The organism is Chryseobacterium barbadense, from assembly GCF_042849955.1.
GTDB lineage: Bacteria > Bacteroidota > Bacteroidia > Flavobacteriales > Weeksellaceae > Chryseobacterium.
This window is the reverse complement of the sequence record NZ_BAAFHL010000001.1, coordinates 140,554-161,683: the sequence shown is the minus strand read 5'-3', so window position 1 is coordinate 161,683 and position 21,130 is coordinate 140,554. Positions and strand designations below refer to the sequence as shown.

Sequence of the window (21,130 nt, the reverse complement as noted above, 5' to 3'; positions counted from 1 at the left end):
TTTCATCAAAGAGCTATCAACGAAAATTATAAATCACCCTTCCCCTATTTTTGCAAAATTTACGTTAAAGAGTAAACTTTAAGAATACTTACAGCAAAAAAATCGGCGCAAATAAATTTGCGCCGATCAAACCATTATTGAAAAACTAAACAAATCCTCTCGGATTTATTATATCTTGATTTATCACTTTTTGATAAACTTATTCTTATATATTTTCCCATCGGAAGTTTTAGAAATTATAAAGTAGCTCCCTGCCGTAAGTTTGCTGACATCTATAGCATCCTTGTACTGATGGTTGGTTTTCTGTAAAACCATTCTTCCGGACATATCTACAATTGAAATATCATAAGCTTTATCCGATTTTTTTCCTATATAAAGAAGTTGGGTAGTCGGATTGGGATACAGACTTAAATCACTTTCTTTGGGCCCTGCTTCTCCCGTTCCCAGACCACAAAAGCTCCAGCTTCCAAAGTTGAGCTTGACAAATCCTCCTAACCCCAGGAACTCACATTGATCCGGGCAGTATTCCGTACAGGCATAAAAGCCATATTCCCCGGATGTGGTTGCCACATACGAATCTCCCACAACGCCGTTGATGATACACGGATCTCCGGGTACCGGTGGAATATTGCCTGGTGTACATTTATACCATGTGTGAACTCCATATAAAGCGGGAAATGTATTTTCAAAGGTTACTGATGCTCCATCACAAACATTATACTCTCCCGCATCAATCTGCTGATAAGTTCCCGGAGTCAGGGTAGTTAACATGGAAGGAAGAGCATACGCATACCCATCAGCCATAATAGCAGGGCTTTCTGCAGTGCAGTCATTCAAAGTAACAGCAACTTTAAAGTAATAAAGCATATCATTTACTCCATCAATAGTTAGCGTTTGTGATGTTGCTCCGGGTATGGCCACCCACGGGTTGGGATTAGGTGTTTGCCAGGTCCACTCTTGCTTATACCATTGATAAGTTCCATAAGTTTGTGTAGAGAGTACCTCTGTTTCCGTATTACAAAAAACAACTTTGTCCGGAAACATTACTCCCAGTCTCGGACTTGTAATAGTAGGGGTGAGTGAGCATTGTGCTTTTAAATTCAACATTCCGAGGAATGCATAAAAAGCTAAAAAAATTAGTTTTGTTTTCATAGTTAATTTTGTTGGTGATTTTCTTATAATACAGTCATTAATTATCAATTAAGACCCTTATCCCGAATTTCATATTAAAATTCAATGGTTTTTCTTTATAGATGGTATTCAGAGAACTGTTATCCTTAAAATGATAGCTCACTCCCGGCTCGGCATAAATTCCTATATTATTGATGATCTTATATTGAAATCCGAGTCCTCCGCTAACAGAAAACTGCGTAGACTTAGTCTCAAGTTTTTCGGTTTTCTCCTCTTTTACCTCATCATTGACGATATATTTTGTTTTGACATTTCCTGCCACTGCTTTTTCGACAAGAGCTCCACCGGTAATATATCCCGTGAATCTGCCTTTCTGTACCGCATTGTAATTAACCTGCACCGGAATTCCTACATAATGAACCGATTGATCGCTTTTGATCAGATTGGAGTCACTTCCTGAACGAAGCTCTGATGATAATTTTGTATAGTTGACTCCGGTTCCTATTCCCCATTTTTTACCCAGATTATAATATAGCGAAACTCCTAGCGTTACAGGTACTTTGTGCCTCACCTTCGCCTTTACTTCTTCATCCTGATTAGCCAGTAAAACCTGCGTCAAAGGGTTTTCATGGTAATCAGAAATGGTAAATACTTCATCAATACTCATCGGGCTTCCGTCCATTGTGGCATATCCCGGAAACTGCTGAGCTGAGCTGGTAGATGTGCTTCCGGTAAGGACATTCAGCATCCACAATTTTTTAGACTGGCGCTTTGTTATTTTAGGTTTATCATTGATCTGCTGAATTTCTTTTTCCTCATCATCCTTTGATAAATTTTCTGTCTTATCAATATCGGTTGGACTTTCTACAGTAACAACATTTTGTTCCTGTACTGATGCTATACTTTGCTTTAACCTTTCAATGGTTTCCTCGTTGATTTGTCTTGCTAAGTCTGAATTCTTTTTTTCTCCACGACTTCCCATTACTTTTTCCAACATCTCAGTAAAAATATTTTGAGACTGAACATGATCTGCTGTAGAATAATTGTCAGTTTGTTTTCCCAAGCCATTTGCATCCGCTTTTATGTTGTCCTCTGAAACAGGCTGATGACCTGAAGAACCATTCCTTTCCGGATCATTCTTTGAATATGTCGTTTTTGGCGAATGATTTTCATTGACCATATCAAATAATCTTTTTCCAATCATCAAAAGGAAGGCAATAGCCGCAGCAGCTCCAACTATACGGTATAGTAAATGCTTGACGTTGCTTCTTAAGGGCTTTTCTGTTTTTTTCTCCGGCTCATTATTGCCGGGTGTAAAAACAACCGATTTATTTTTATCCTCTTCACGGAATAATTCATCTCTGATGTCGTCCCACCATTCATCCGGAACATCCTCAGTGTGATCTTCCATCTTCCTGCGCAGGTTATGTAACCATTGATTACTCATATTGTGCTTTTTTGGACATTTTATATTCTTTAACTTTCTGAACCAGCATCGCTTTAGCTCTGTGAAACTGGGATGCTGAGGAATTTTCTGCAATTCCCAATAGCCCGGCAATTTCTTTATGGCTTTTCATCTCAAATACATACAGGTTAAAAACCGTTCTATACCCTTCAGGAAGAGACCGGATCATTTTCATGATCGCATTTTGTGGAATTTCTTCCAGATTAGGTTCTTCTTCATTCGGGAGATCGGGAAAATCAAATTCCTTATCAACCATTTTAAAATCAGCACTCTGCTTGATATACTTCAAGGATTCATTTACTACAATACGGGTAATCCAGGCTTTCAGAGAACCATTTCCTCTATATTCAAAAGATTCAACAGAACGGAACATCTTGATAAAACTGTTCTGTAAAACATCGTGCACATCTTCCCTGCCGATAATATATCGTGAGCACACATAGGACAGATGACCGGAATAAGCCCTGAAAAGTTCTTTCCAAGCTGCTTCTTCTTTTTCCAGAAGTCGGTCTATCAAAATCTGCTCCTTGTTTTTTTCCATTTACTGTATGCTCCTTAATTATGTACCCATCTATCAATGAAAAATAGATTGCGTTGTTTAAGACGCAATCTATAAGCATCATCAATTAATTATTTTAATTTTTTATACAATAGGGGAAGTCGTATTTAATTGTTGTAAAGGGGTCTAACGTTAACCCATCCACTGTTATTTTCTCAGCCACCAAACCAAATCTCAATGAAAAATCCTGTCCTACATAAAATCCTTTTTGCTTGGCCGCTATGGTAACTACCGTATTTTTGTTCACCCCGTCTACCGGAATCATGAACTGAAGGACCTTAGGGGCAAAACTTAATTCTACTACATTATTCGCTGTGTTGATCTTGGAAGTATAGTCAAGATTATATTTCACTTTTCCAATTGCCGTCATCGCCGCTTCCACTTTCGCAGGATCATTCACTACTGCTTTTACAATTTCCCGGATGGGAAACTCTGCAAATTTAAGGGTATCTTTTTTAGCCGTAAAAAGTATTATTTTCTCTGTCTGAATACTTCCTTGTGATGTTATAAGTTTGCCTTTATAATTTCCGTTCACGTCTTCCAGCTTTACCGGGATCGGCTCATAATCATCACCACAGGATACTAAAAAAAGGCTCAGGAATACAACAGCCATAAAAGCTTTAAGCACTATCAATTTTTTCATACGTTTAATTCTTTACATTATACATTATTGTTGTGAGTACTCATTGATATAAATCCGGGTTTTGGAAAATCTTGCATGGGTTTTGAAAAAAAACATGATTTTCTCATTCTTTTATTTCATGTCCTGAATAATCTTGGTTTTTTAGTCTGGGATTTCTATCTCTTTTAATACATTTGTTAAAACAATATTTGAATGAATTTCGAACAAATCAATTTACATCTCAATGCTTATAAAGAGCATGATCAGATCATAGATGCCGCAGAATACCTGATTCATTCTTTCGGACTGGAGCATGATAATTTTGCTGGTTTCGGTTTCCGGGAAGAACTTTCTCCCAACTCCATGCTTTTAACGGCTGAAGGGGAATTGGGTCAGCCACAGAAAGTGATGATTCCCAAAAATATCTTTGATTTTGATCTGAGCCTTGTTCTGAATATGGTGGCTCACGAAATGCTTCATGTAAGACAAAAAGCTCCGGGAAATGTGGTTGAAGATAAGAACGAACGTGAATTCCAGGCATATTACGAAATGCTTTTCCATAAGGTTTTCCCTCAAATTCCTGAAGTTGCGGATTTTCACAAAAAGTTTTTCGGAAACAAGGCGCTGGAATATTACAGAAGAATGGGTGAAGGTTCGGAATTGCAGCAAAAATATGCAGAACAGAGAACAGAAGTAGAACAACTCATTAATTCACTACCATCATGATAAAGCCGGAAATAAGCTGGGAAGATTTTGAAAAAATAGATATAAGAACAGGCACGATCATTTCAGTGGTTGATTTTGAAAAGGCAAGAAACCCTTCCTATCAATTGGAAATTGATTTCGGAGATTTGGGCATCAAAAAATCTTCCGCACAGATCACTACATTTTACAATAAAGAAGACCTGATCGGCAAGCAGATTTTAGCCGTTGTCAATTTTCCTAAAAAGCAGATTGCCAATTTCTTCAGCGAATGCCTGGTATTGGGCGTTTATGGGGATAACAAGCAGGAAGTGACATTGCTGACCACATCACTTCCCACTAAAAATGGTTTTCAGGTAGGCTGAGCCTACTGCTGTAATGTTTTAGTTCCTAAATTCGTAATCTGTCCGAAAGTTACTGAAACGTTACCGGTATTTTCATCATTATAACCGGTACTGTCATCTGCATCATAAGAAACAGTATAGACTCCCTGCTGTAACCCTGAGAACATAAAGAACCCATCCGGATTTGGTATTGCCGTAGCAATAGTGTCTGTTGCCACAATAGCATGAACTACCGCATCAGCGGCTGCAGGCTGTACATATCCTTTAATCTGCCCGTTGGTTAGCTCAGAAAAGGTTCTGATCACAGGTTTCAGAATATAAGAACCGTTTCCTGTGGTCACAATAGATCTTCCTGCGTCGAAATCAATCCACACCGTATACGCTCCATTGGCCGCTAGAGTCTGATGCCAGTTAAATTTAAGGCCGCTTTGTTCTGCTGAAGGCGTTTGTAACGGATAGGTTGCCCCATTCATAACCAAAGTGTTATTAGGCCCCAGAACCATTCTCATCTGAGAGACATCTCCGGCAGGAAGTACTGCCTGCCCTAAGACTACATCAGCTCCGTTTTTAAAATCAAGCAGATTGTACACTCCGGGACTTGGGAAATTCAATGGAACCCATTGCCCGTTACTGTTGATTTCGATTCTCTGGATATCGATATTAACAGCATCATACGCTGCGGGGCCATCCGTAAGCCTCACATTGACTGTAGCAGTATCATTTCCATCCGAATCATCGTTACATGATCCCATGAAAAGCAAGCCCATACTGCTTCCTAAAATTAATAGCTTCTTCATAAAATATATTTTGTATATATTAAACGCTTTGATAGTTCATATATTATGCCATATCTTTTCAAATCTAAAAAACAAAAAAATGATACAGCACATTCCTTTGGAAAAAATTTTATTTCTTGATATTGAAACTGTTCCGGGCGCAGCCTTGTGGGAGGATCTCACGGAAACCGATCAAAAACTTTGGGATAAGAAGACCCGATTTCAGCGAAAAGAGGAGGTTACCGCAGAAGAATTTTATTCGGAAAGAGCCGGAATTATGGCAGAATTCGGAAAAATCATTTGTATTACGGTTGGAATGCTCGAGAAAAATGAAACGTTGAAAATCAAAAGTTTTGCCGGCCACGATGAAAAGAAAATGCTTCAGGAGTTTGGTGAGCTTTTTAACAGCCCGAGACTTCGGGATGTGATTCTTTGTGCTCATAACGGGAAGGAATTTGACTTTCCCTGGATTGCAAGGAGATTTCTAATCAACGGTATGCAGCCGCCGGTTCCTTTTCAGATGTTTGGGAAAAAACCTTGGGAAATCCCACATATTGATACGATGGAACTTTGGAAATTCGGGGATTATAAAAGCTTTGTTTCTCTGGAATTACTGGCTCACGTATTCGGAATTCCCACTCCTAAAGATGATATAGACGGCTCAATGGTTTCATCAATTTACTACATAGAGAAAGACTTGCAAAGAATTGTTGACTATTGTGAAAAAGATGTCTTAACTTTGGCAAATATTTTCCGGCGCCTGCGTCAGGAAGATTTATTGAAAAGGTATATCAATTTAGATTAAAAATGAAATTTACAGACGATCAGATTGCTGATATTGGAGAAGATATCATAAAGGTACTTAAATCTGTGTATGACCCTGAGATTCCGGTGGATATCTATGAGTTAGGATTGGTTTATGATGTACAAATCTCCGATGAAGGTGATGTAAAAATTATCATGACACTTACTACCCCGAACTGCCCTGTTGCGGAAACTCTTCCTCAAGAGGTTAAAGATAAGGTTTCGGAGGTGGAACATGTGAAAAGTGTTGATTTAGAGCTGACATTCGAGCCCAGCTGGAATAAAGACATGATGAGTGAAGAGGCTAAGTTTGAACTCGGAATGCTTTAATAAAAAATATAAAACCGCAGAAAGTTTCTGCGGTTTTGTTTTAGATATCTTTTGCTATTTCCTTGTCTCTTCTGCTCCACTCACTCCATGAACCTACATATAAGCTAGGAATTTGAAAACCAGCATAATCCAAAGCCAGAATGGTATGACACGCCGTCACCCCCGAGCCGCAATGGATGATCAGTTTTCCAGGTTTACTCTCCAAGAGTTTTTGATATTTTTCTTTTAAAATTTCAGGAGACAGGAAATTTCCGTTTTCATCAAGATTTTCCGAAAAAGGAATATTAATGGCTCCCGGGATATGTCCCGCTACCAAGTCAATGGGTTCTGATTCTCCTTTATAGCGATAGGCATCTCTAACATCAATCACTACAGAAGAATGGTTTATTAATTCATTTTCAACATCTTCCAGACTTGAAACAGGGAGAAGCCAATGGTCTTTATTAATTAAGGGGGTAATTTCAAAAACCTCCTCGCCGGACGAAAATTCCACACCTTCTTTCTCTGCAGCTTGCATGCCTCCATCCAAAACCTGAACATTTTCAAAACCAAAAGCTTTTAACATCCACCAGGCCCTCGCAGCGGCATTCGATCCGTTTTTATCATCATAAACCGCAATATGAGAGTTTTCTGAAATACCAAGCTTCGAAAGCGTTTCTCCGAACTTTTGAATATCCGGAAGTGGATGTCTTCCCCCAAAAGCAGCATCTTCACCAATTTCTGCCAAATCTTTATCTAAATCTATAAATCTGGCTCCTTTGATATGCCTGTCAAGATAGGTTTGACGAATGTCTTTTTCCGTTCTTGCATCGAGAATGATAAGATTATTATTGGGGAATATTTCCTTTAATTCGGAGGGAGAAATAATTGGGGACATTGTACTGATTTTGGTTTAATTAAAAATAAGTTCCGGCTAAAGCAATGTGTCTTGCCAATATATAAGACGACCAAAGTCCGTCTCTATTGATTTTAAAAATGAAAAATATCTTTCGCTTTGTTATAAGAACTCTCAAAGTTCAGGAGATTCAACGTATGATCAATTTTCTCAACACTCATGAAATTAATCACTTGTTCTGTAGGCATATTTCCGACCAGATCATCTTTCGCCATCGGACATCCTCCAATTCCTTTGATTGCACTGTCGAATCTTCTGCAGCCTTTATCATAAGCCGCTTTTAATTTTGAATAAGAATCTTCATAGCGGTTATGGAAATGTCCTCCGAAATTGATTTCCGGATATTTTGATGGTATTTTTTCAAAAAGAAGAGCGATGGTTTCCGGCGTTGCAACACCCGTGGTGTCAGAAAGTAAGATGTTTTTAATGCCTATTTCCGAAAATCTTTGCGCCCAGAAATCCACATCTTCCCATTTCCACATTTCTCCATAAGGATTTCCAAATGCCATGGAAAAGTAGATGTTCAGTTCTCTATTCTCTTTTTTCGTCAGTTCCAACATTTTTATAATTTCCGCGAATGCCTCTTCCTGGCTTTTATTCGTATTTCTGTGTTGAAATGTTTCCGAAATAGAAAAAGGAAACCCTAAAATATCCACAGACTGATGTGCTAATGCTTTTTCCGCCCCTCTGTAATTTCCAATAATCGCAGAGACTTTGGTATTGGATAAGGATTTGTCAATATTTTCGGCAACTTCGGCTGAATCAGCCATTTGCGGGATTGCTTTAGGCGAAACAAAACTCAGACAATCCAAAACATCAAATCCAACTTCCATTAAAGAGTTGATGTAATCTATTTTTTTATCGGTCGGGATAAATTCTCCCCAACCTTGCATTGCGTCTCGAGGACATTCTGTAAGAAACATTTCTACTTTTTGATTTTCTCAAATATAATAAAACTAAACCATACCATATAAGGCTTATACGAAGATAATATTATTTTGATTTTCAAATATTTATCAACGATTCATAGTATCAATGATTAAATATCCAAAAGCCGATAATAGAGACTGAGCATCAAAATCGTTACCTTTGTTAAAATTTAATACGATCTAATGAGTACTATAGAATTCAACGAATTGTGGAAAGAAAAGTTATTGAACCGTTTTCTTAGTTATGTGAAAATCTATTCAACGAGTGATGCGGAAAGTGAAACAACGCCTTCAACACCTCGACAGTGGGATATCGCCAAATATATTACCGAAGAATTAAAGACGATCGGTTTAGAAAATGTTTCTATTGATGATAACGGTTATATTATGGGGTACGTTCCTTCTAATTTGGAAAATGATGACCAACCCACTATCGGATTCATTTCTCATTATGACACGTCTCCTGATTTCAGTGGAGAAAACGTAAACCCTCAGGTTTGGAAAAATTATGACGGAAGTGATCTGGTTTTAAACCAGGCAACGGGATTCACTTTATCTCCTTCCAAATTTGAAAGTTTAAAGAAATATATCGGTCAGACTTTGATTACAACAGACGGGAATACGCTTCTTGGTGCTGATGATAAAGCAGGTTGTGCTGAAATTGTAACAGCTGCTGAATATCTTATTGCTCATCCGGAAATTAAGCACGGAAGAATTGCCGTAGGATTTACACCAGATGAGGAAATCGGAAGAGGAGCGCATAAGTTTGATGTTGCTAAATTCGGAGCTGAGTTTGCTTATACAATGGATGGTGGTGAAGTTGGAGAGTTAGAATACGAAAACTTCAATGCTGCAGGAGCGGTTGTAAAAATCCACGGATTGAGCGTGCACCCGGGTTATGCTTACGGAAAAATGGTTAACGCTGCTTTATTAGCGGCAGAGTTCGCCCAAATGCTTCCTGCTAATGAAACTCCAGCCACCACAAAAGGATTTGATGGTTTTTATCATTTGATGGATATTACTGCTGATATTTCTGAGGCAAAACTTCAATATATCATCCGTGACCATGATGAAGTGAAGTTTGAGGCTAGAAAGAAATTCATGGAAGAAAAAATTGCTGAATTCAATCAAAAGCATGGTGAAGGAACGGCTGAAGTTGAAATTAAAGAACAATACCGTAACATGAAGCAGCAGTTTGAAGGTAAAATGCACATTATTGACCTTGCTTCAAAAGCGATGAAAGAAGCGGGTATTGAACCTAAAATAAAAGCAATCAGAGGCGGGACAGACGGTGCTCAATTGTCTTATATGGGATTACCTTGTCCGAATATTTTTGCAGGTGGAATCAACTTCCACGGACCTTATGAATATGTGGCACTGGAAAGTATGGAGAAGGCGGTTGAAGTGATTGTGAATATTGTGAAGGCTTAGAATTAGAATAAGTTATATATTTAAAAAAGCTGTATCGTAGTGATACAGCTTTTTTATTTATTTTTTCATCTCAAATAAAGAGAAACTATTTAGCTAAAAACCAAATAATATAGTACACTCCAAATCATTACGAAAAATAAAACAAAACCAAATGATTCTTTAAGATTTTGATTTTTTTTCTTTATGTAGTGCTTATAAAGCGTTACAATTATGAATGTAACAATAATTAAAGTTGGCAGTAAGGTAAAAGTGTACATCTGCTTATTGATTCAAAAAAGCATCCCAACCCTGAGCTGTCAGAGCAACTAACTGATTGGACCCTCTTGCCACCATAAAGTTCCCATCTTCTTTTTCTACAGCATGACCAATAATGGTAAAGTCCGGATGGTTTTTAATTTTATCAAAATCATTCGGCGAAATCGTAAATAATAGTTCATAATCTTCCCCTCCGCTCAAAGCAGTCATCACAGGATTTAAATTCATCTCATCCGCAGTAGAAATCGTAAGATTGTCCAATGGAATTTTCTCTTCATATAACCTGAATCCTACATGGGATTGATCAGAAAGGTGTAGAATTTCGGAAGCCAGTCCATCAGAAATATCGATCATAGAAGTAGGCTTAATCTCCAGCTCTTCCAGAATCTTTTTAACATCTGTTCTCGCTTCAGGCTTCAATTGCCTTTCCAAAATATAATCATACCCTTCCATTTCAGGCTGCATATCCGGATTGGCAAGGAATACGGCATGCTCTCTCTCCAGAATCTGCAATCCCATATAAGCTCCTCCTAAATCACCGGTTACCACAAGAAGGTCATTGGGTTTTGCCCCGCTCCTCTTCACAATATTTTCTTCATTTTCAATTCCTACAGCCGTTATGCTCATTACTAATCCGGAGTTGGAACTTGTAGTATCTCCTCCAATTAAATCCACTTTATACCTGTTGCAGGCCGTTTGAATTCCGGAATAGATTTCTTCCAAAGCTTCCACCGGAAAACGGTTGGATACCGCCAGAGAAACCAAAATCTGTGTGGGTGTTGCATTCATAGCAGCAATATCACTCAGGTTCACCACAACCGCTTTGTATCCTAAATGCTTCAAAGGAACATACCCTAAGTTGAAATGCACTCCTTCTGCCAAAACATCTGTTGTAAGGATTACTTTTTTTTGATCGGGATTGATAATGGCAGCATCATCGCCTACCCCAAGCTCCGAAGATTCATTGGAAAGTGGAAAATGCTCTGTTAAATGTTTAATTAACCCAAATTCTCCAAGTTTAGAGATCGGTGTTAATTCCTGAGATTTATCTTCAAACATACGTTTTGTTTATAATTGATAAGAGATGATTATTTATCATTAACCATTTATTTATTAAATTCTGCCGGGTCAATATTATGGGGATGGAAAGGGAATTTTTTGAAATCCTCTTTGCTCAAAACTACCGTTTCCGGGCTCTTATATTTATTCATCGCCTCCACCACATCATCCGGAGGTGTCGTCATTTTCCTGATCATCATATCGATCCACACTCCGGTAGCTTCTGCCGTCGCACAATGGGTTCCATCCGGAAGGTAAAACTTGTGCAGGAAACGGTAAATAGATGAATCGTCTGAACATCCGTCTATTTCAACGCTTACAATTACTGTCTGATCTGCATAGATTTCTTTAAAAAAGGAATATCTTTCATGCAAAATCACAGGGCCTATTCCCCATCTGCTTAGTTGGGTAACCCCCATTTTTTCCTTGGTCATAAAAGCCATTCTCGCCTGAGCGCAGTATTGAACATATGTTGAGTTGGCTAAGTGTTTGTTGGCGTCAAGATCACTCCAACGAACTTCGAATGTATGGTAGAAAATCATTTAAAAATCGTTTTTGGAATATTTAAATTATATTCTTCAAAAATACTCAAATAAGATGGTTTATAAAAATTGTACTTTTGGAAAAATAATCTTCAGCATAGGATTACTCATACATGAAACAAATAATTATAATCGGAGGCGGTGCGGCAGGATTTTTCTGCGCATCCAACCTTGACGAGACCCAATATAAAATAACCATTCTTGAACAAAATTCGGATGTATTGCAGAAAGTGAAAGTTTCAGGAGGGGGACGATGCAATGTGACCCACGCCTGCTTTGATCCAAGAGAACTGACCCGGTTTTATCCTCGTGGAAATAAGGAATTACTCAGTGTTTTTACTAAATTTCAGCCGGGTGACACCATGGATTGGTTTGATCAACGAAAAGTTTCGTTGAAGATAGAAAATGACAACAGGATATTCCCGGAAAGCAATTCCTCACAGACCATTATCCATACTTTTCTGAATGAAGTTCAGCAAAAAAATATTGAAGTAAAAACCAAATGTGCAGTAAAGGAAATTGAAAAACAGGAAGAAAAATACCTGGTGAAAACCAATTCTGGAGATTTTTGGGCAGATTACATCATTTATACCACCGGAAGTTCTCCTAAATCTCTTAAAATTGTTGAAAACCTGGGACATAAGATCATTAATCTTGTACCTTCCCTTTTTACATTCAACATTAAAGATGAATTGTTGAATGATCTTGCCGGAACAAGCTTTGAAATGGCAGAAATTTCAATTCCGAAATTAAAAACTGAAGAAAGCGGCCCTTTATTGATTACACATTGGGGGCTTTCCGGGCCTGCCGTTCTGAAAATTTCCGCCTGGGAAGCGATAAGCCTTGCCCAACTCAAATACCATTTTGAGATTGAGGTGAATTTTATTTCAATACCGATTCAGGATGCAGAAGAGGTTTTTCACCATTTCAAGCAGAATAATCCGAAGAAAACCATCGGACAGTCTAAAATATTTGAGGTAACCAACCGATTCTGGCAAAAAATACTGCACGTTTCAAAAGTAGACATCAATAAACAGATTGCGAATATTTCAGGAAAGGAAATACAGACAATTCTGGAAAATATATGCAAAAAGAAACTTCAGGTTTCCGGAAAATCTACTTTTAAGGACGAATTTGTAACGGCAGGAGGCGTAGATTTGAAAGAGATTAATTTCAAAAATATGTCTTCAAAAATATTGCCTAACTTTTATATTGCCGGAGAAGTGCTGAATATTGATGCGGTTACCGGCGGATTTAATTTTCAGGCATGTTGGAGCGAGGCATGGCTGATTGCACAGGATTTGAATAATTTATAATTTAGACTATGAAAAAAATATTTTTATTTGCTTTTTTTATAATCTCTGCGCTGGCTTTTTCTCAAGAAAATGGCCATGTAAAACCCGATGAATCAAATATCAAACGACCATTAAGTGAGTCAGAATCACCTGCTGAATTTCCGGGTGGATTGAATGCATTTAGGATGAATATTTCCAAAAATCTAAACAGTTCTTCATTTGATAGTGTGAGTGGAACAATAAAATCAGATATAAAATTTAAAATTAATACTGATGGAAAAATTCAGGACATTACTGCCACAGGAAGCAATGTTGCTTTCAACAATGAAATGATAAAGGCAATAAAATCAATAAAAACAAAATGGAAACCTGCTATATCCAATGGGCAACCCGTTAGTCAATGGGTTTCGTTTCCGATGATCATGCAGATGCCCTAAAACACAGCCCATGTCTGCCAGTAAAAATTATCCTCTATTTATATTCAAAATCCTATTAATTCTAGGGTTTGGATATTTTTTTGGGCTCATGTTAAAAATCACCTTAGAATATATCCCTTTACAGACGGATGTAAGTTTTCTGATGATCAAACAGACGGAGGTTATACAAAGACCTGAATATCTTTCATTTTTTTATACGCATGTTTATACCAGTATTTTTGTTCTTCTTTCCGGGTTTCTGGCGATCATAAGAAAGGATTTCGGAATCAAAAATTTCCACAGAAATTTAGGCAAGGTGTATATTGTACTGCTGCTTATTTTTTCGGCTCCTTCCGGGATTTATATGGGTGTTTTCGCCAACGGAGGATTGCTTTCCAAAATTTCTTTCATTATTCTGGGCTGTTTGTGGTGGTTTTCTACTTTTAAAGCATATCAGTATGCCCGACAGAAAAAATTTACGCTCCATAAGCAATGGATGTGGCGTAGTTTTGCACTGACGTTATCTGCGGTCACTTTAAGAATGTGGAAGGTTATTATCGTATATTTATTCCATCCCAATCCAATGGATGTTTACCAGATCATTGCATGGATGGGCTGGATTCCCAATATCCTTTTAATTGAATATCTAATCACAAAAAAACTATTATGAAAACAATGCAATTCATCTGGCTCCCATTATTGGCTATTGCTTTGACGAGCTGTAAAAAAGAGGCAAAAACAAATGAGGGATCAAAGGATTCTCTTACTGCAAAAAAAGATTCCGTTGTCATTCCTGAAATTTATAAAGAATATTATGGCATTTACTCCGGTGATTTTGCCGGAAAAGAAATGATCACTCCTGAAATAGGAGAAGAATATGAAGGGGATGTTTATAAAAAGATCACTTTAAAAATCAACAGAATTACGAAGGACAGTGTTTACGGGCAGAGTATTGTCAATGGAAATCAGCGCCCTTTTCAGGGAATTTTTAATGAAACTTCGAAGTCTTTTATCCTTGATGAACCCGGAAATGATAAAACAGACGGCAGGTTTGAAGTTAAACTGAATGGTGACAGCTTAACCGGAAAATGGGCAGCATTCAATAAAACGGCCGTGAAAGCTCCTGTAAAAACGTTAAAACTGATTAAAAAAGATTTCGTCTATAATCCAAACTTCATGTTGGATGACAATTCAGATCTGGTAGACTGGTCCAACCCGAAAGAGGTTGTTGAAAAATATACTGATGAAGAGACCGGCAAAACGGAAAGTTTTACCACTTCTAAAAACAGAGTGGCTTCGGATGCTATTTTCAAATTAAATGCTTCCAAGCAGCAACTGACAGAAAAAGATCTCAAAAACCTGAGAAAACTGGATCTTGAAATTATTAAGAATTCTGTTTTTGCAAGACACGGATATTCTTTTAAAAAGGATACCTACAGATATTTCTTTGAGCAAACGGATTGGTATATTCCGGTGTCCAGCAATGTAGATCATGAGCTTTCTTCTATGGAAAAGGAGAATGTTGCTTTGCTGAACCGTTTTATAAAATATGCTGAAGATAAATATGACAGCTTCGGAAGGTAATTAGTCCAGGCTTACTTTCTCTTGTCTTTTATTTTTAATCCTTACAAAAAGATAAAGCAACGCGCATCCTGCAGCATAACACAAAATATCAACCCACGAAAAAGAATTTCCAATGACAATGTACATTAGGCTTCCCTCCGGGAAGCCTAATTTTTCTGCGATCTTGAAATATTGAGCAAATTCGATGAGGCAGGAAAAAACAAAAATTCCCATAATAAGCTTCTGACTATTTATTTTTATGAAGCTTCTCACCAAAGTAAACAGTAAAATAACCACAATTACGTCTCCCAGATAAGCTCTCACAAAGAAAATATCTTCAAGTCTGACAGCGATAAAAACCTCTGTAAGGAAGAGAAATAGGGTTAAAAGGAAATATCTGATATTAAATTTCAATTTCATCCGCTAAAAATAAGGCATAAAAAATCGGTATCCGAAAGAACACCGATTTTATTTTATCCATATACTATTTCTTTACTTTCACCGTACATCCGATAGCAACGGTTTTTGTTGTTTTTATGGGTTCTCCTTTAATTAAAGCATTCACCGCGTCCTGAACATAATATTCAGAAACATCATTCGGATTTTCATAATTGTTATCGATCGCACCGATATATTTCACAATATTTTTACCATTCTCTTTCTGCAGTAAAAATACATGCGGAGTTTTAGTTGCTCCATACTGAGGATAAATTTTTTGTCCTTCATCCATCAGGTAAGGAAAAGTAAATCCTTTTTGTTTGGCTCTTTCAATCATTTTATCGTAGCTGTCCTCCGGCTGAACTCCCGGGTCGTTCGGATTGATCGCAATTACCGGATATCCCTGGTTTTTATATTTTTTATCCAGCTCAATAATCCTGTCCTCATATTTTTTCGCATAAGGACAATGGTTACAGGTGAAAATAACGATAAAGCCTTTTGCACTTTTGAAATCACTCAGTGAAACCATTTTCCCGTCTACATTTTTCAGTTTAAAGTCTGTTGCCGCATCTCCTATTTCATACCCTTTTACCAGTGATGTGGTCTGCTTTTGAGTTTCTTTTTTATCCTGATTGATCGTGGTAAAACTCAGTAATCCGAGCACCACGATAAAAGCTGTTATTCCAATTTTCAGATTTTTCATAATATCTTGTTTAAGGTATATATTTAGTAATTGTATTTTGAAGTTCTTCTTTGCTCATTTCCCCATCGTTGAAATGTACTTTTTCACCGTTTTTATAAAATAATGTCACCGGAATATTCCCGTCCCAGTCTTTTTCAAATCTCGGAATCCAGGTATTCATCCTTTTAATATCGTCCAACAAAATTACTTCTGCGGTAAGGTTTTTATTTTTAATGAATTTGATTACTCTTTCTTTGTCTACCAGTCTGTCCAGGGAAATCAAAAGCATTTTAAATTTTGGGTTATCCTTATATTGGTTATTCACTTCCATAAAGTGAGGAAGCTCTTTCACACAAGGAGCACATGTGGTAGACCAAAAGTTAACCACAAGAAACTTATCCCCTTCCTGTTGAATTCGTTTCTCCAATTCTTCATATTTTATGGAAGGCACAGTAGACTGTTGGGCTTTCAATCCTGTGAAGCTCAAGAATAGTAATAGAATGTAAATCAGATTCTTCATACTCAAAATTAGTAAAATATTTTTCTCTGCATTATTATATGTTTGTGAAATTTTGAAATGCATAAAGTCATTCTTTTTTCTTCCTTTGTTTTGTAGCTTTTATGAACGTCCAAAATGCAGATAATCGGGAAACTTCTCCCTCCTGCTCTTTCATATAGCAAGACAATCCGATTTCGTATGAAAAAGGACCCAATCCGCCAAGTGAAATTGTTGAGAAAATGGGAGTTGGGGTATGTAGATAAAGAGGCAGAATTCCCGAAAGAAATAGCAAAAAATGGTAGAAAAATTTTCATGAATTGGAGCTTTCTTGAAAAAATAAATTTATTCACTATTTTTTGAATTATTTTTTTGTACTTTAGACTAACCAAATTGAAATTATTATGAAAAATCTAAAAATTCAGAAAAGAAAACTCACAAAAAGAGAATTGAAAGAGATTACAGGAGCCGGACCTGTGTGTCCGATCATTTTTAGCTGTTTTGACCGATCAACAGGTGAAGAATTATTCGGAGTTCCCGGAGTTCAGGGGGAATACTGCTGCTAATTAAAATTCTCTAAACAATTATTACTATGAAAAAATCAAAAATCCAACACAAAAAACTGACTAAAAAAGAGTTAAAAGAAATTAACGGCGGAGCTATCATTTGTCCGGAAGGCTTCTGCTTTGTTCCCGGATCTGACGAACCGAGAATCGGCGGAGTAGGCAGAGACGGTTATTGCTGTTAATATAGCTGTTTAAAAAGGTGATTGGAGGACTTATTTATCCTCCAATCATTTTTTTTATCGAATTAAGCTTCATTAAAGCTTCAATAGGGGTTAGCGTATTGACGTCTATTTTCGTCAGCTCTTCCCTGATGTTTTCCAGTACAGGATCATCCAGCTGGAAGAACGAAAGCTGCATATTTTCCTCCGTTATCCTTTTTATAGTGTCTGAAGACGAGCTTCCTCCCTGTGAACGGCTTGCTTCAAGTGTTTTCAGGATTTCATTTGCCCTGTTCACTACTTTCGCAGGCATTCCTGCCAGTTTCGCCACATGAATACCAAAACTGTGTTCACTTCCTCCCGGAATAAGCTTTCTTAAGAAAATGATATTCCCTTTATTCTCCTGGATGGAAACATGGAAATTTTTAACCCTTTCAAAATTCACCGTCATTTCGTTCAGCTCATGATAATGGGTGGCAAATAACGTTTTGGCCTGCGTCGGATGCTGATGAAGATATTCTGCAATCGCCCACGCGATGGAAACACCATCATAAGTGGAAGTTCCGCGTCCGATTTCATCTAACAGAATAAGGCTTCGTTCTGAAATATTGTTCAAAATATTGGCGGCTTCATTCATTTCCACCATGAAGGTAGATTCTCCCGCAGAAATATTATCTGTAGCCCCTACTCTTGTAAAGATTTTATCTAAAGTTCCTATTTCTGCATGTTTAGCAGGAACAAAACTTCCGATCTGCGCCAAAAGACATACAATGGCTGTCTGACGAAGGATTGCTGATTTACCGGCCATGTTGGGTCCCGTAACCATAATGATCTGCTGGGTATCTTTATCTAAAAAGATATCATTCGGGATGTATTTTTCTCCCAGAGGAAGGGCATTTTCAATAATCGGGTGCCTTGCTTCTTTCAGATCAATAGCATACCCGTCATTTAAAACAGGTTTTGTATAGCTTTCAGAAACAGCCAGTTCAGATAATCCGACAGCTACATCAAGTTGCGCAATGATATTGGAGTTCTCCTGGATCTGATCTATATACACCATGGTTTCCGAACATACATTCCTGTACAGTTCATTTTCCAGCACGCCTATTTTTTCTTCGGCGCCAAGGATCTGGTTTTCATATTCCTTTAATTCTTCTGTGATGTAACGTTCTGCATTTACAAGCGTTTGTTTTCTCACCCAGTCGCCTGGGACTTTATCTTTATGGGTGTTTCGAACCTCAATAAAATATCCGAAAACGTTATTAAAATCAATTTTTAAACTTGTAATTCCGGTTCTTTCCACTTCTCTCTGACACATTTCGTCAAGGAAGCCTCTTCCTTTGCTCTGAAGATTCCTCAATCTGTCCAACTCTTCAGAAATTCCTTCTTTAATAATATTTCCTTTGGAAAGATTGACCGGAAGTTCTTCATTAAGGTTATTTTGCAGAAACTTTATCAATTCCTCCTGATCGTACAATGGTTCCAGCCATGCAAGAACATCCGCATGTGGATGAAGCAATGCTTTAATCTGATGAATATTAATGAGGCTCTGACGAAGATATCCGAGTTCTTTCGGGGATATTTTTTCAGCAGCCAGTTTTCCCATCAGACGGTCAAGATCGGAAATCGATTTTAGCAGCTGGCAAATTTCGTATTTCAGATTATCGTTTTCGTTGAAAAAATCAATCAAAGATAATCTTCTATTGATCTCATTCACAGATTTTAAAGGCAGAATAATTCTTCTTCTCAGCAATCTTCCTCCCATCGGAGTAGATGTTTTATCAATGATATCCAACAGTGATTTCCCCTGTGGATTACTCGGATAAACGATTTCAAGGTTTCTCAGGGTGAAATGATCCATCACCAGGAAATCTTCCTGCGGAATAACCTGTATCTTAGTAATATGAGAAAGAAGGTTATGGTGGGTGTCTTCCACCAGATAAGCAAAAATAGCTCCTGCTGCGGTAATTGCCAATGGTAAGTTCTCGACACCGAATCCTTTTAAAGAATTGGTTTTAAACTGACCGGTAAGCTTTTCGTAAGCAAAGTTATATTGAAAAGCCCAGTCTTCTAATTTGAAAGCATTTTTATTTTTAAGCTGCTCCGGAATCTGTACGCTTCTCTGGTAAATAATTTCACTGGGATCAAAAGTATTGACAATATGGAGCAATTTATCCAGATTTCCTTCACTTACCAGAAATTCTCCGGTAGAAATATCCACCAAAGCAATCCCGAACTTCTCTTTTTCTTTATGAATAGAAAGCAGGAAATTATTCTTTTTGGAATTCAGCACCTGGTCATTGAAAGTAACACCTGGTGTAACCAATTCGGTAACTCCTCTTTTTACAATTCCCTTCACCATTTTCGGATCTTCCAGCTGATCACAGATGGCCACCCTCATTCCTGCTCTTACCAGTTTCGGTAAGTAAGAATCTATGGAATGGTGCGGGAATCCGGCCAGTTCAGTATGGCTGTCTCCATTGGCTCTTTTGGTAAGGACAATTCCAAGGATCTGGGAGGTTTTAATGGCATCCTGCCCGAAAGTTTCATAAAAATCCCCTACCCGGAATAGTAACAGCGCATCAGGATATTTTGCCTTGATGGTATTATACTGTGTCATTAACGGGGTTTCTTTCTTCACCTTTGCCATGTAAATGTCTCTTGAAATTTTAGGATGGTAAAAGTAAGAAATAAAATAAAACGATTAAAAACCTTTACGGTGAATTCATTATTATAATCAGAAAAAATCACTGATCTTTGAGATGCTTTTCCAATGCTTCTGAACTTCTTTTGTAAGCCAATTTCTGTTTATAATCCACCCATTTTGCTTTGAACAGTTTTCTCAAAAGCTTATCTGTATACCGCATAACGAATACATGATACAGCATGCTGGCAAAAACGTTAGGTTTATTTGGCAGTGCCCGAAGCGACAATGAGAAGCCCGGCTCCAGGTATCTGTTGAAATGCCAGAAACCTCCGGGAATAAAAAGGGCGTCACCGTGTTCCATAAATATTTCATAGCCTTTCGCATATTGCAGTGCCGGAAACTTTTCGTAATCGGGCTTTTCATAGTCTACGTCATAGATGGTATGCACCGAAAGCGGAACTTTATAGAGAAATGCAGATTGCTTCTGATCGAATAATAAAATTCTTTTTTTTCCTTCAAAATGAATATGCAGAAAATCTCCGAGGTCTACATCGTAGTGCATTAGAACATGAGCTTCACTTCCCCCGAAGAATAACGTCGGCAATCTTTTAAAGAATTTCATTCCGAGATCCGGATAGGTGAAGTTTTTCAGTAATTCAGGCAGTCTGTCTGTAATGATATAAAAGAAGATCCTTAAATCTGAAGGTTGACTTTTGATCGTATCTATATAATCCTTCATTTTCATATGGGTTACCGGTGCATCTGAGCTTTTGGCAGCATCTGCCGGCTTATTATCATATAAAGGGACTTCCTGCTCTCCTGCTTTTTCCCGGATGTAGGCAAGATTCCATTTGTCGAAAGCATCCCAGCGGCTTGCGAAATTTTTTATCAAAAGAGGCTTATGCTTTTTGAAATAATTCTTCTGAAAGTCTTCTTTACTGATATCATGTACAGCATCTACGTTCTCGAGGATCATCTGTTTTCCAATTTATGATGAATAAAAATACTGTTTTTTTTGAAATTTT

The 21,130-nt window shown here is 37.6% G+C and carries 25 protein-coding genes; 11 read left to right on the top strand and 14 right to left on the bottom strand.

From position 1 onward, the window contains the following. Window positions 1–183 precede the first annotated feature (183 nt). The 4 genes from ACGHIN_RS00880 to ACGHIN_RS00865 all read right to left on the bottom strand — a co-directional run bounded on the left by ACGHIN_RS00880 (window position 184) and on the right by ACGHIN_RS00865 (window position 3,798). Entirely contained in the window at window positions 184–1,152 is a 969-nt protein-coding gene (locus ACGHIN_RS00880; protein WP_390450127.1) for a T9SS type A sorting domain-containing protein, read from the bottom strand. Window positions 1,153–1,189: 37 nt separating this feature from the next. After that, entirely contained in the window at window positions 1,190–2,578 is a 1,389-nt protein-coding gene (locus ACGHIN_RS00875; protein WP_390450126.1) for a porin family protein, read from the bottom strand. After that, complete coding sequence (locus tag ACGHIN_RS00870) at window positions 2,571–3,137, bottom strand: RNA polymerase sigma factor (protein WP_390450125.1); 567 nt, start codon at window positions 3,135–3,137, stop codon at window positions 2,571–2,573. Before ACGHIN_RS00870 ends, ACGHIN_RS00875 begins: the two co-directional genes overlap by 8 nt. 94 nt (window positions 3,138–3,231) lie before the next feature. Next, a complete protein-coding gene (locus tag ACGHIN_RS00865; protein WP_390450124.1) occupies window positions 3,232–3,798 on the bottom strand; it encodes a DUF4840 domain-containing protein in 567 nt (188 codons plus the stop codon). A 192-nt stretch (window positions 3,799–3,990) separates the two neighbouring features. Here ACGHIN_RS00865 and ACGHIN_RS00860 point away from each other — a divergent pair, with 192 nt between their 5' ends. Next, complete coding sequence (locus tag ACGHIN_RS00860) at window positions 3,991–4,503, top strand: hypothetical protein (RefSeq protein WP_390450123.1); 513 nt, start codon at window positions 3,991–3,993, stop codon at window positions 4,501–4,503. Beyond that, window positions 4,497–4,844 carry a tRNA-binding protein gene (locus ACGHIN_RS00855; RefSeq protein ID WP_390450447.1) on the top strand — a complete coding sequence of 116 codons (348 nt, stop codon included), beginning with the start codon at window positions 4,497–4,499 and terminating at the stop codon, window positions 4,842–4,844. The genes ACGHIN_RS00860 and ACGHIN_RS00855 overlap by 7 nt, the downstream gene beginning before the upstream one ends. A 2-nt stretch (window positions 4,845–4,846) precedes the next feature. Here ACGHIN_RS00855 and ACGHIN_RS00850 read toward each other — a convergent pair whose 3' ends face one another. Continuing rightward, window positions 4,847–5,620: a DUF4382 domain-containing protein gene (locus ACGHIN_RS00850; RefSeq protein ID WP_390450122.1), complete on the bottom strand. Its 774-nt coding sequence runs from the start codon at window positions 5,618–5,620 to the stop codon at window positions 4,847–4,849. A 79-nt stretch (window positions 5,621–5,699) separates the two neighbouring features. On the opposite strand from ACGHIN_RS00850, the gene ACGHIN_RS00845 reads away from it, so the two are divergent. After that, complete coding sequence (locus tag ACGHIN_RS00845; protein ID WP_390450121.1) at window positions 5,700–6,404, top strand: 3'-5' exonuclease; 705 nt, start codon at window positions 5,700–5,702, stop codon at window positions 6,402–6,404. 2 nt (window positions 6,405–6,406) lie between these two features. Next, window positions 6,407–6,733, top strand: coding sequence for an SUF system Fe-S cluster assembly protein (locus ACGHIN_RS00840; protein ID WP_121462490.1), 327 nt, complete (start codon window positions 6,407–6,409; stop codon window positions 6,731–6,733). A 40-nt stretch (window positions 6,734–6,773) separates the two neighbouring features. Here the strand turns inward: ACGHIN_RS00840 and ACGHIN_RS00835 are convergent, their stop codons facing one another. Both ACGHIN_RS00835 and ACGHIN_RS00830 read right to left on the bottom strand, forming a co-directional pair. Beyond that, window positions 6,774–7,610, bottom strand: a complete 837-nt coding sequence (locus tag ACGHIN_RS00835) for a sulfurtransferase (RefSeq protein ID WP_390450120.1) — start codon at window positions 7,608–7,610, stop codon at window positions 6,774–6,776. Between the two features lie 92 nt (window positions 7,611–7,702). Next, on the bottom strand, window positions 7,703–8,551 hold the full coding sequence (locus ACGHIN_RS00830; RefSeq protein ID WP_390450119.1) for a hydroxymethylglutaryl-CoA lyase: 849 nt from the start codon (window positions 8,549–8,551) through the stop codon (window positions 7,703–7,705). Window positions 8,552–8,740: 189 nt separating this feature from the next. Between ACGHIN_RS00830 and pepT the strand changes: the two genes are divergently transcribed. Further along, a complete protein-coding gene (gene pepT, locus ACGHIN_RS00825) occupies window positions 8,741–9,988 on the top strand; it encodes a peptidase T (protein WP_390450118.1) in 1,248 nt (415 codons plus the stop codon). Between the two features lie 261 nt (window positions 9,989–10,249). Here pepT and thiL read toward each other — a convergent pair whose 3' ends face one another. Both thiL and ACGHIN_RS00815 read right to left on the bottom strand, forming a co-directional pair. Next, window positions 10,250–11,302 (bottom strand): thiamine-phosphate kinase, encoded by a 1,053-nt coding sequence (thiL, locus tag ACGHIN_RS00820; protein ID WP_390450117.1) that lies wholly within the window; start codon window positions 11,300–11,302, stop codon window positions 10,250–10,252. Between the two features lie 47 nt (window positions 11,303–11,349). After that, window positions 11,350–11,844 (bottom strand): acyl-CoA thioesterase, encoded by a 495-nt coding sequence (locus tag ACGHIN_RS00815; protein WP_390450116.1) that lies wholly within the window; start codon window positions 11,842–11,844, stop codon window positions 11,350–11,352. Window positions 11,845–11,957: 113 nt separating this feature from the next. On the opposite strand from ACGHIN_RS00815, the gene ACGHIN_RS00810 reads away from it, so the two are divergent. From ACGHIN_RS00810 to ACGHIN_RS00795, 4 genes are read left to right on the top strand one after another with little or no spacing between them, the layout of a single operon-like run. After that, window positions 11,958–13,160, top strand: coding sequence for a BaiN/RdsA family NAD(P)/FAD-dependent oxidoreductase (locus tag ACGHIN_RS00810; RefSeq protein ID WP_390450115.1), 1,203 nt, complete (start codon window positions 11,958–11,960; stop codon window positions 13,158–13,160). Window positions 13,161–13,168: 8 nt separating this feature from the next. Beyond that, a complete protein-coding gene (locus ACGHIN_RS00805; RefSeq protein WP_390450114.1) occupies window positions 13,169–13,576 on the top strand; it encodes an energy transducer TonB in 408 nt (135 codons plus the stop codon). A 10-nt stretch (window positions 13,577–13,586) separates the two neighbouring features. Next, window positions 13,587–14,225 (top strand): DUF2306 domain-containing protein, encoded by a 639-nt coding sequence (locus ACGHIN_RS00800; RefSeq protein WP_390450113.1) that lies wholly within the window; start codon window positions 13,587–13,589, stop codon window positions 14,223–14,225. Further along, on the top strand, window positions 14,222–15,139 hold the full coding sequence (locus ACGHIN_RS00795) for a YARHG domain-containing protein (RefSeq protein WP_390450112.1): 918 nt from the start codon (window positions 14,222–14,224) through the stop codon (window positions 15,137–15,139). Before ACGHIN_RS00800 ends, ACGHIN_RS00795 begins: the two co-directional genes overlap by 4 nt. Here the strand turns inward: ACGHIN_RS00795 and ACGHIN_RS00790 are convergent, their stop codons facing one another. The 3 genes from ACGHIN_RS00790 to ACGHIN_RS00780 all read right to left on the bottom strand — a co-directional run bounded on the left by ACGHIN_RS00790 (window position 15,140) and on the right by ACGHIN_RS00780 (window position 16,758). Next, entirely contained in the window at window positions 15,140–15,538 is a 399-nt protein-coding gene (locus ACGHIN_RS00790) for a ribosomal maturation YjgA family protein (protein ID WP_390450111.1), read from the bottom strand. Window positions 15,539–15,602: 64 nt separating this feature from the next. Continuing rightward, window positions 15,603–16,259, bottom strand: coding sequence for a thioredoxin family protein (locus ACGHIN_RS00785; RefSeq protein WP_390450110.1), 657 nt, complete (start codon window positions 16,257–16,259; stop codon window positions 15,603–15,605). 10 nt (window positions 16,260–16,269) lie between these two features. Continuing rightward, complete coding sequence (locus ACGHIN_RS00780; RefSeq protein ID WP_390450109.1) at window positions 16,270–16,758, bottom strand: TlpA family protein disulfide reductase; 489 nt, start codon at window positions 16,756–16,758, stop codon at window positions 16,270–16,272. A 380-nt stretch (window positions 16,759–17,138) separates the two neighbouring features. Between ACGHIN_RS00780 and ACGHIN_RS00775 the strand changes: the two genes are divergently transcribed. Together ACGHIN_RS00775 and ACGHIN_RS00770 are read left to right on the top strand one after the other, a co-directional pair. Then, complete coding sequence (locus tag ACGHIN_RS00775; RefSeq protein WP_390450108.1) at window positions 17,139–17,300, top strand: hypothetical protein; 162 nt, start codon at window positions 17,139–17,141, stop codon at window positions 17,298–17,300. 26 nt (window positions 17,301–17,326) lie between these two features. Next, entirely contained in the window at window positions 17,327–17,482 is a 156-nt protein-coding gene (locus ACGHIN_RS00770) for a bacteriocin (protein WP_390450107.1), read from the top strand. A 34-nt stretch (window positions 17,483–17,516) separates the two neighbouring features. Here the strand turns inward: ACGHIN_RS00770 and mutS are convergent, their stop codons facing one another. Both mutS and ACGHIN_RS00760 read right to left on the bottom strand, forming a co-directional pair. Beyond that, a complete protein-coding gene (mutS, locus tag ACGHIN_RS00765) occupies window positions 17,517–20,108 on the bottom strand; it encodes a DNA mismatch repair protein MutS (RefSeq protein ID WP_390450106.1) in 2,592 nt (863 codons plus the stop codon). 97 nt (window positions 20,109–20,205) lie between these two features. Further along, window positions 20,206–21,081, bottom strand: a complete 876-nt coding sequence (locus tag ACGHIN_RS00760; protein WP_390450105.1) for a cupin-like domain-containing protein — start codon at window positions 21,079–21,081, stop codon at window positions 20,206–20,208. Window positions 21,082–21,130 lie beyond the last annotated feature (49 nt).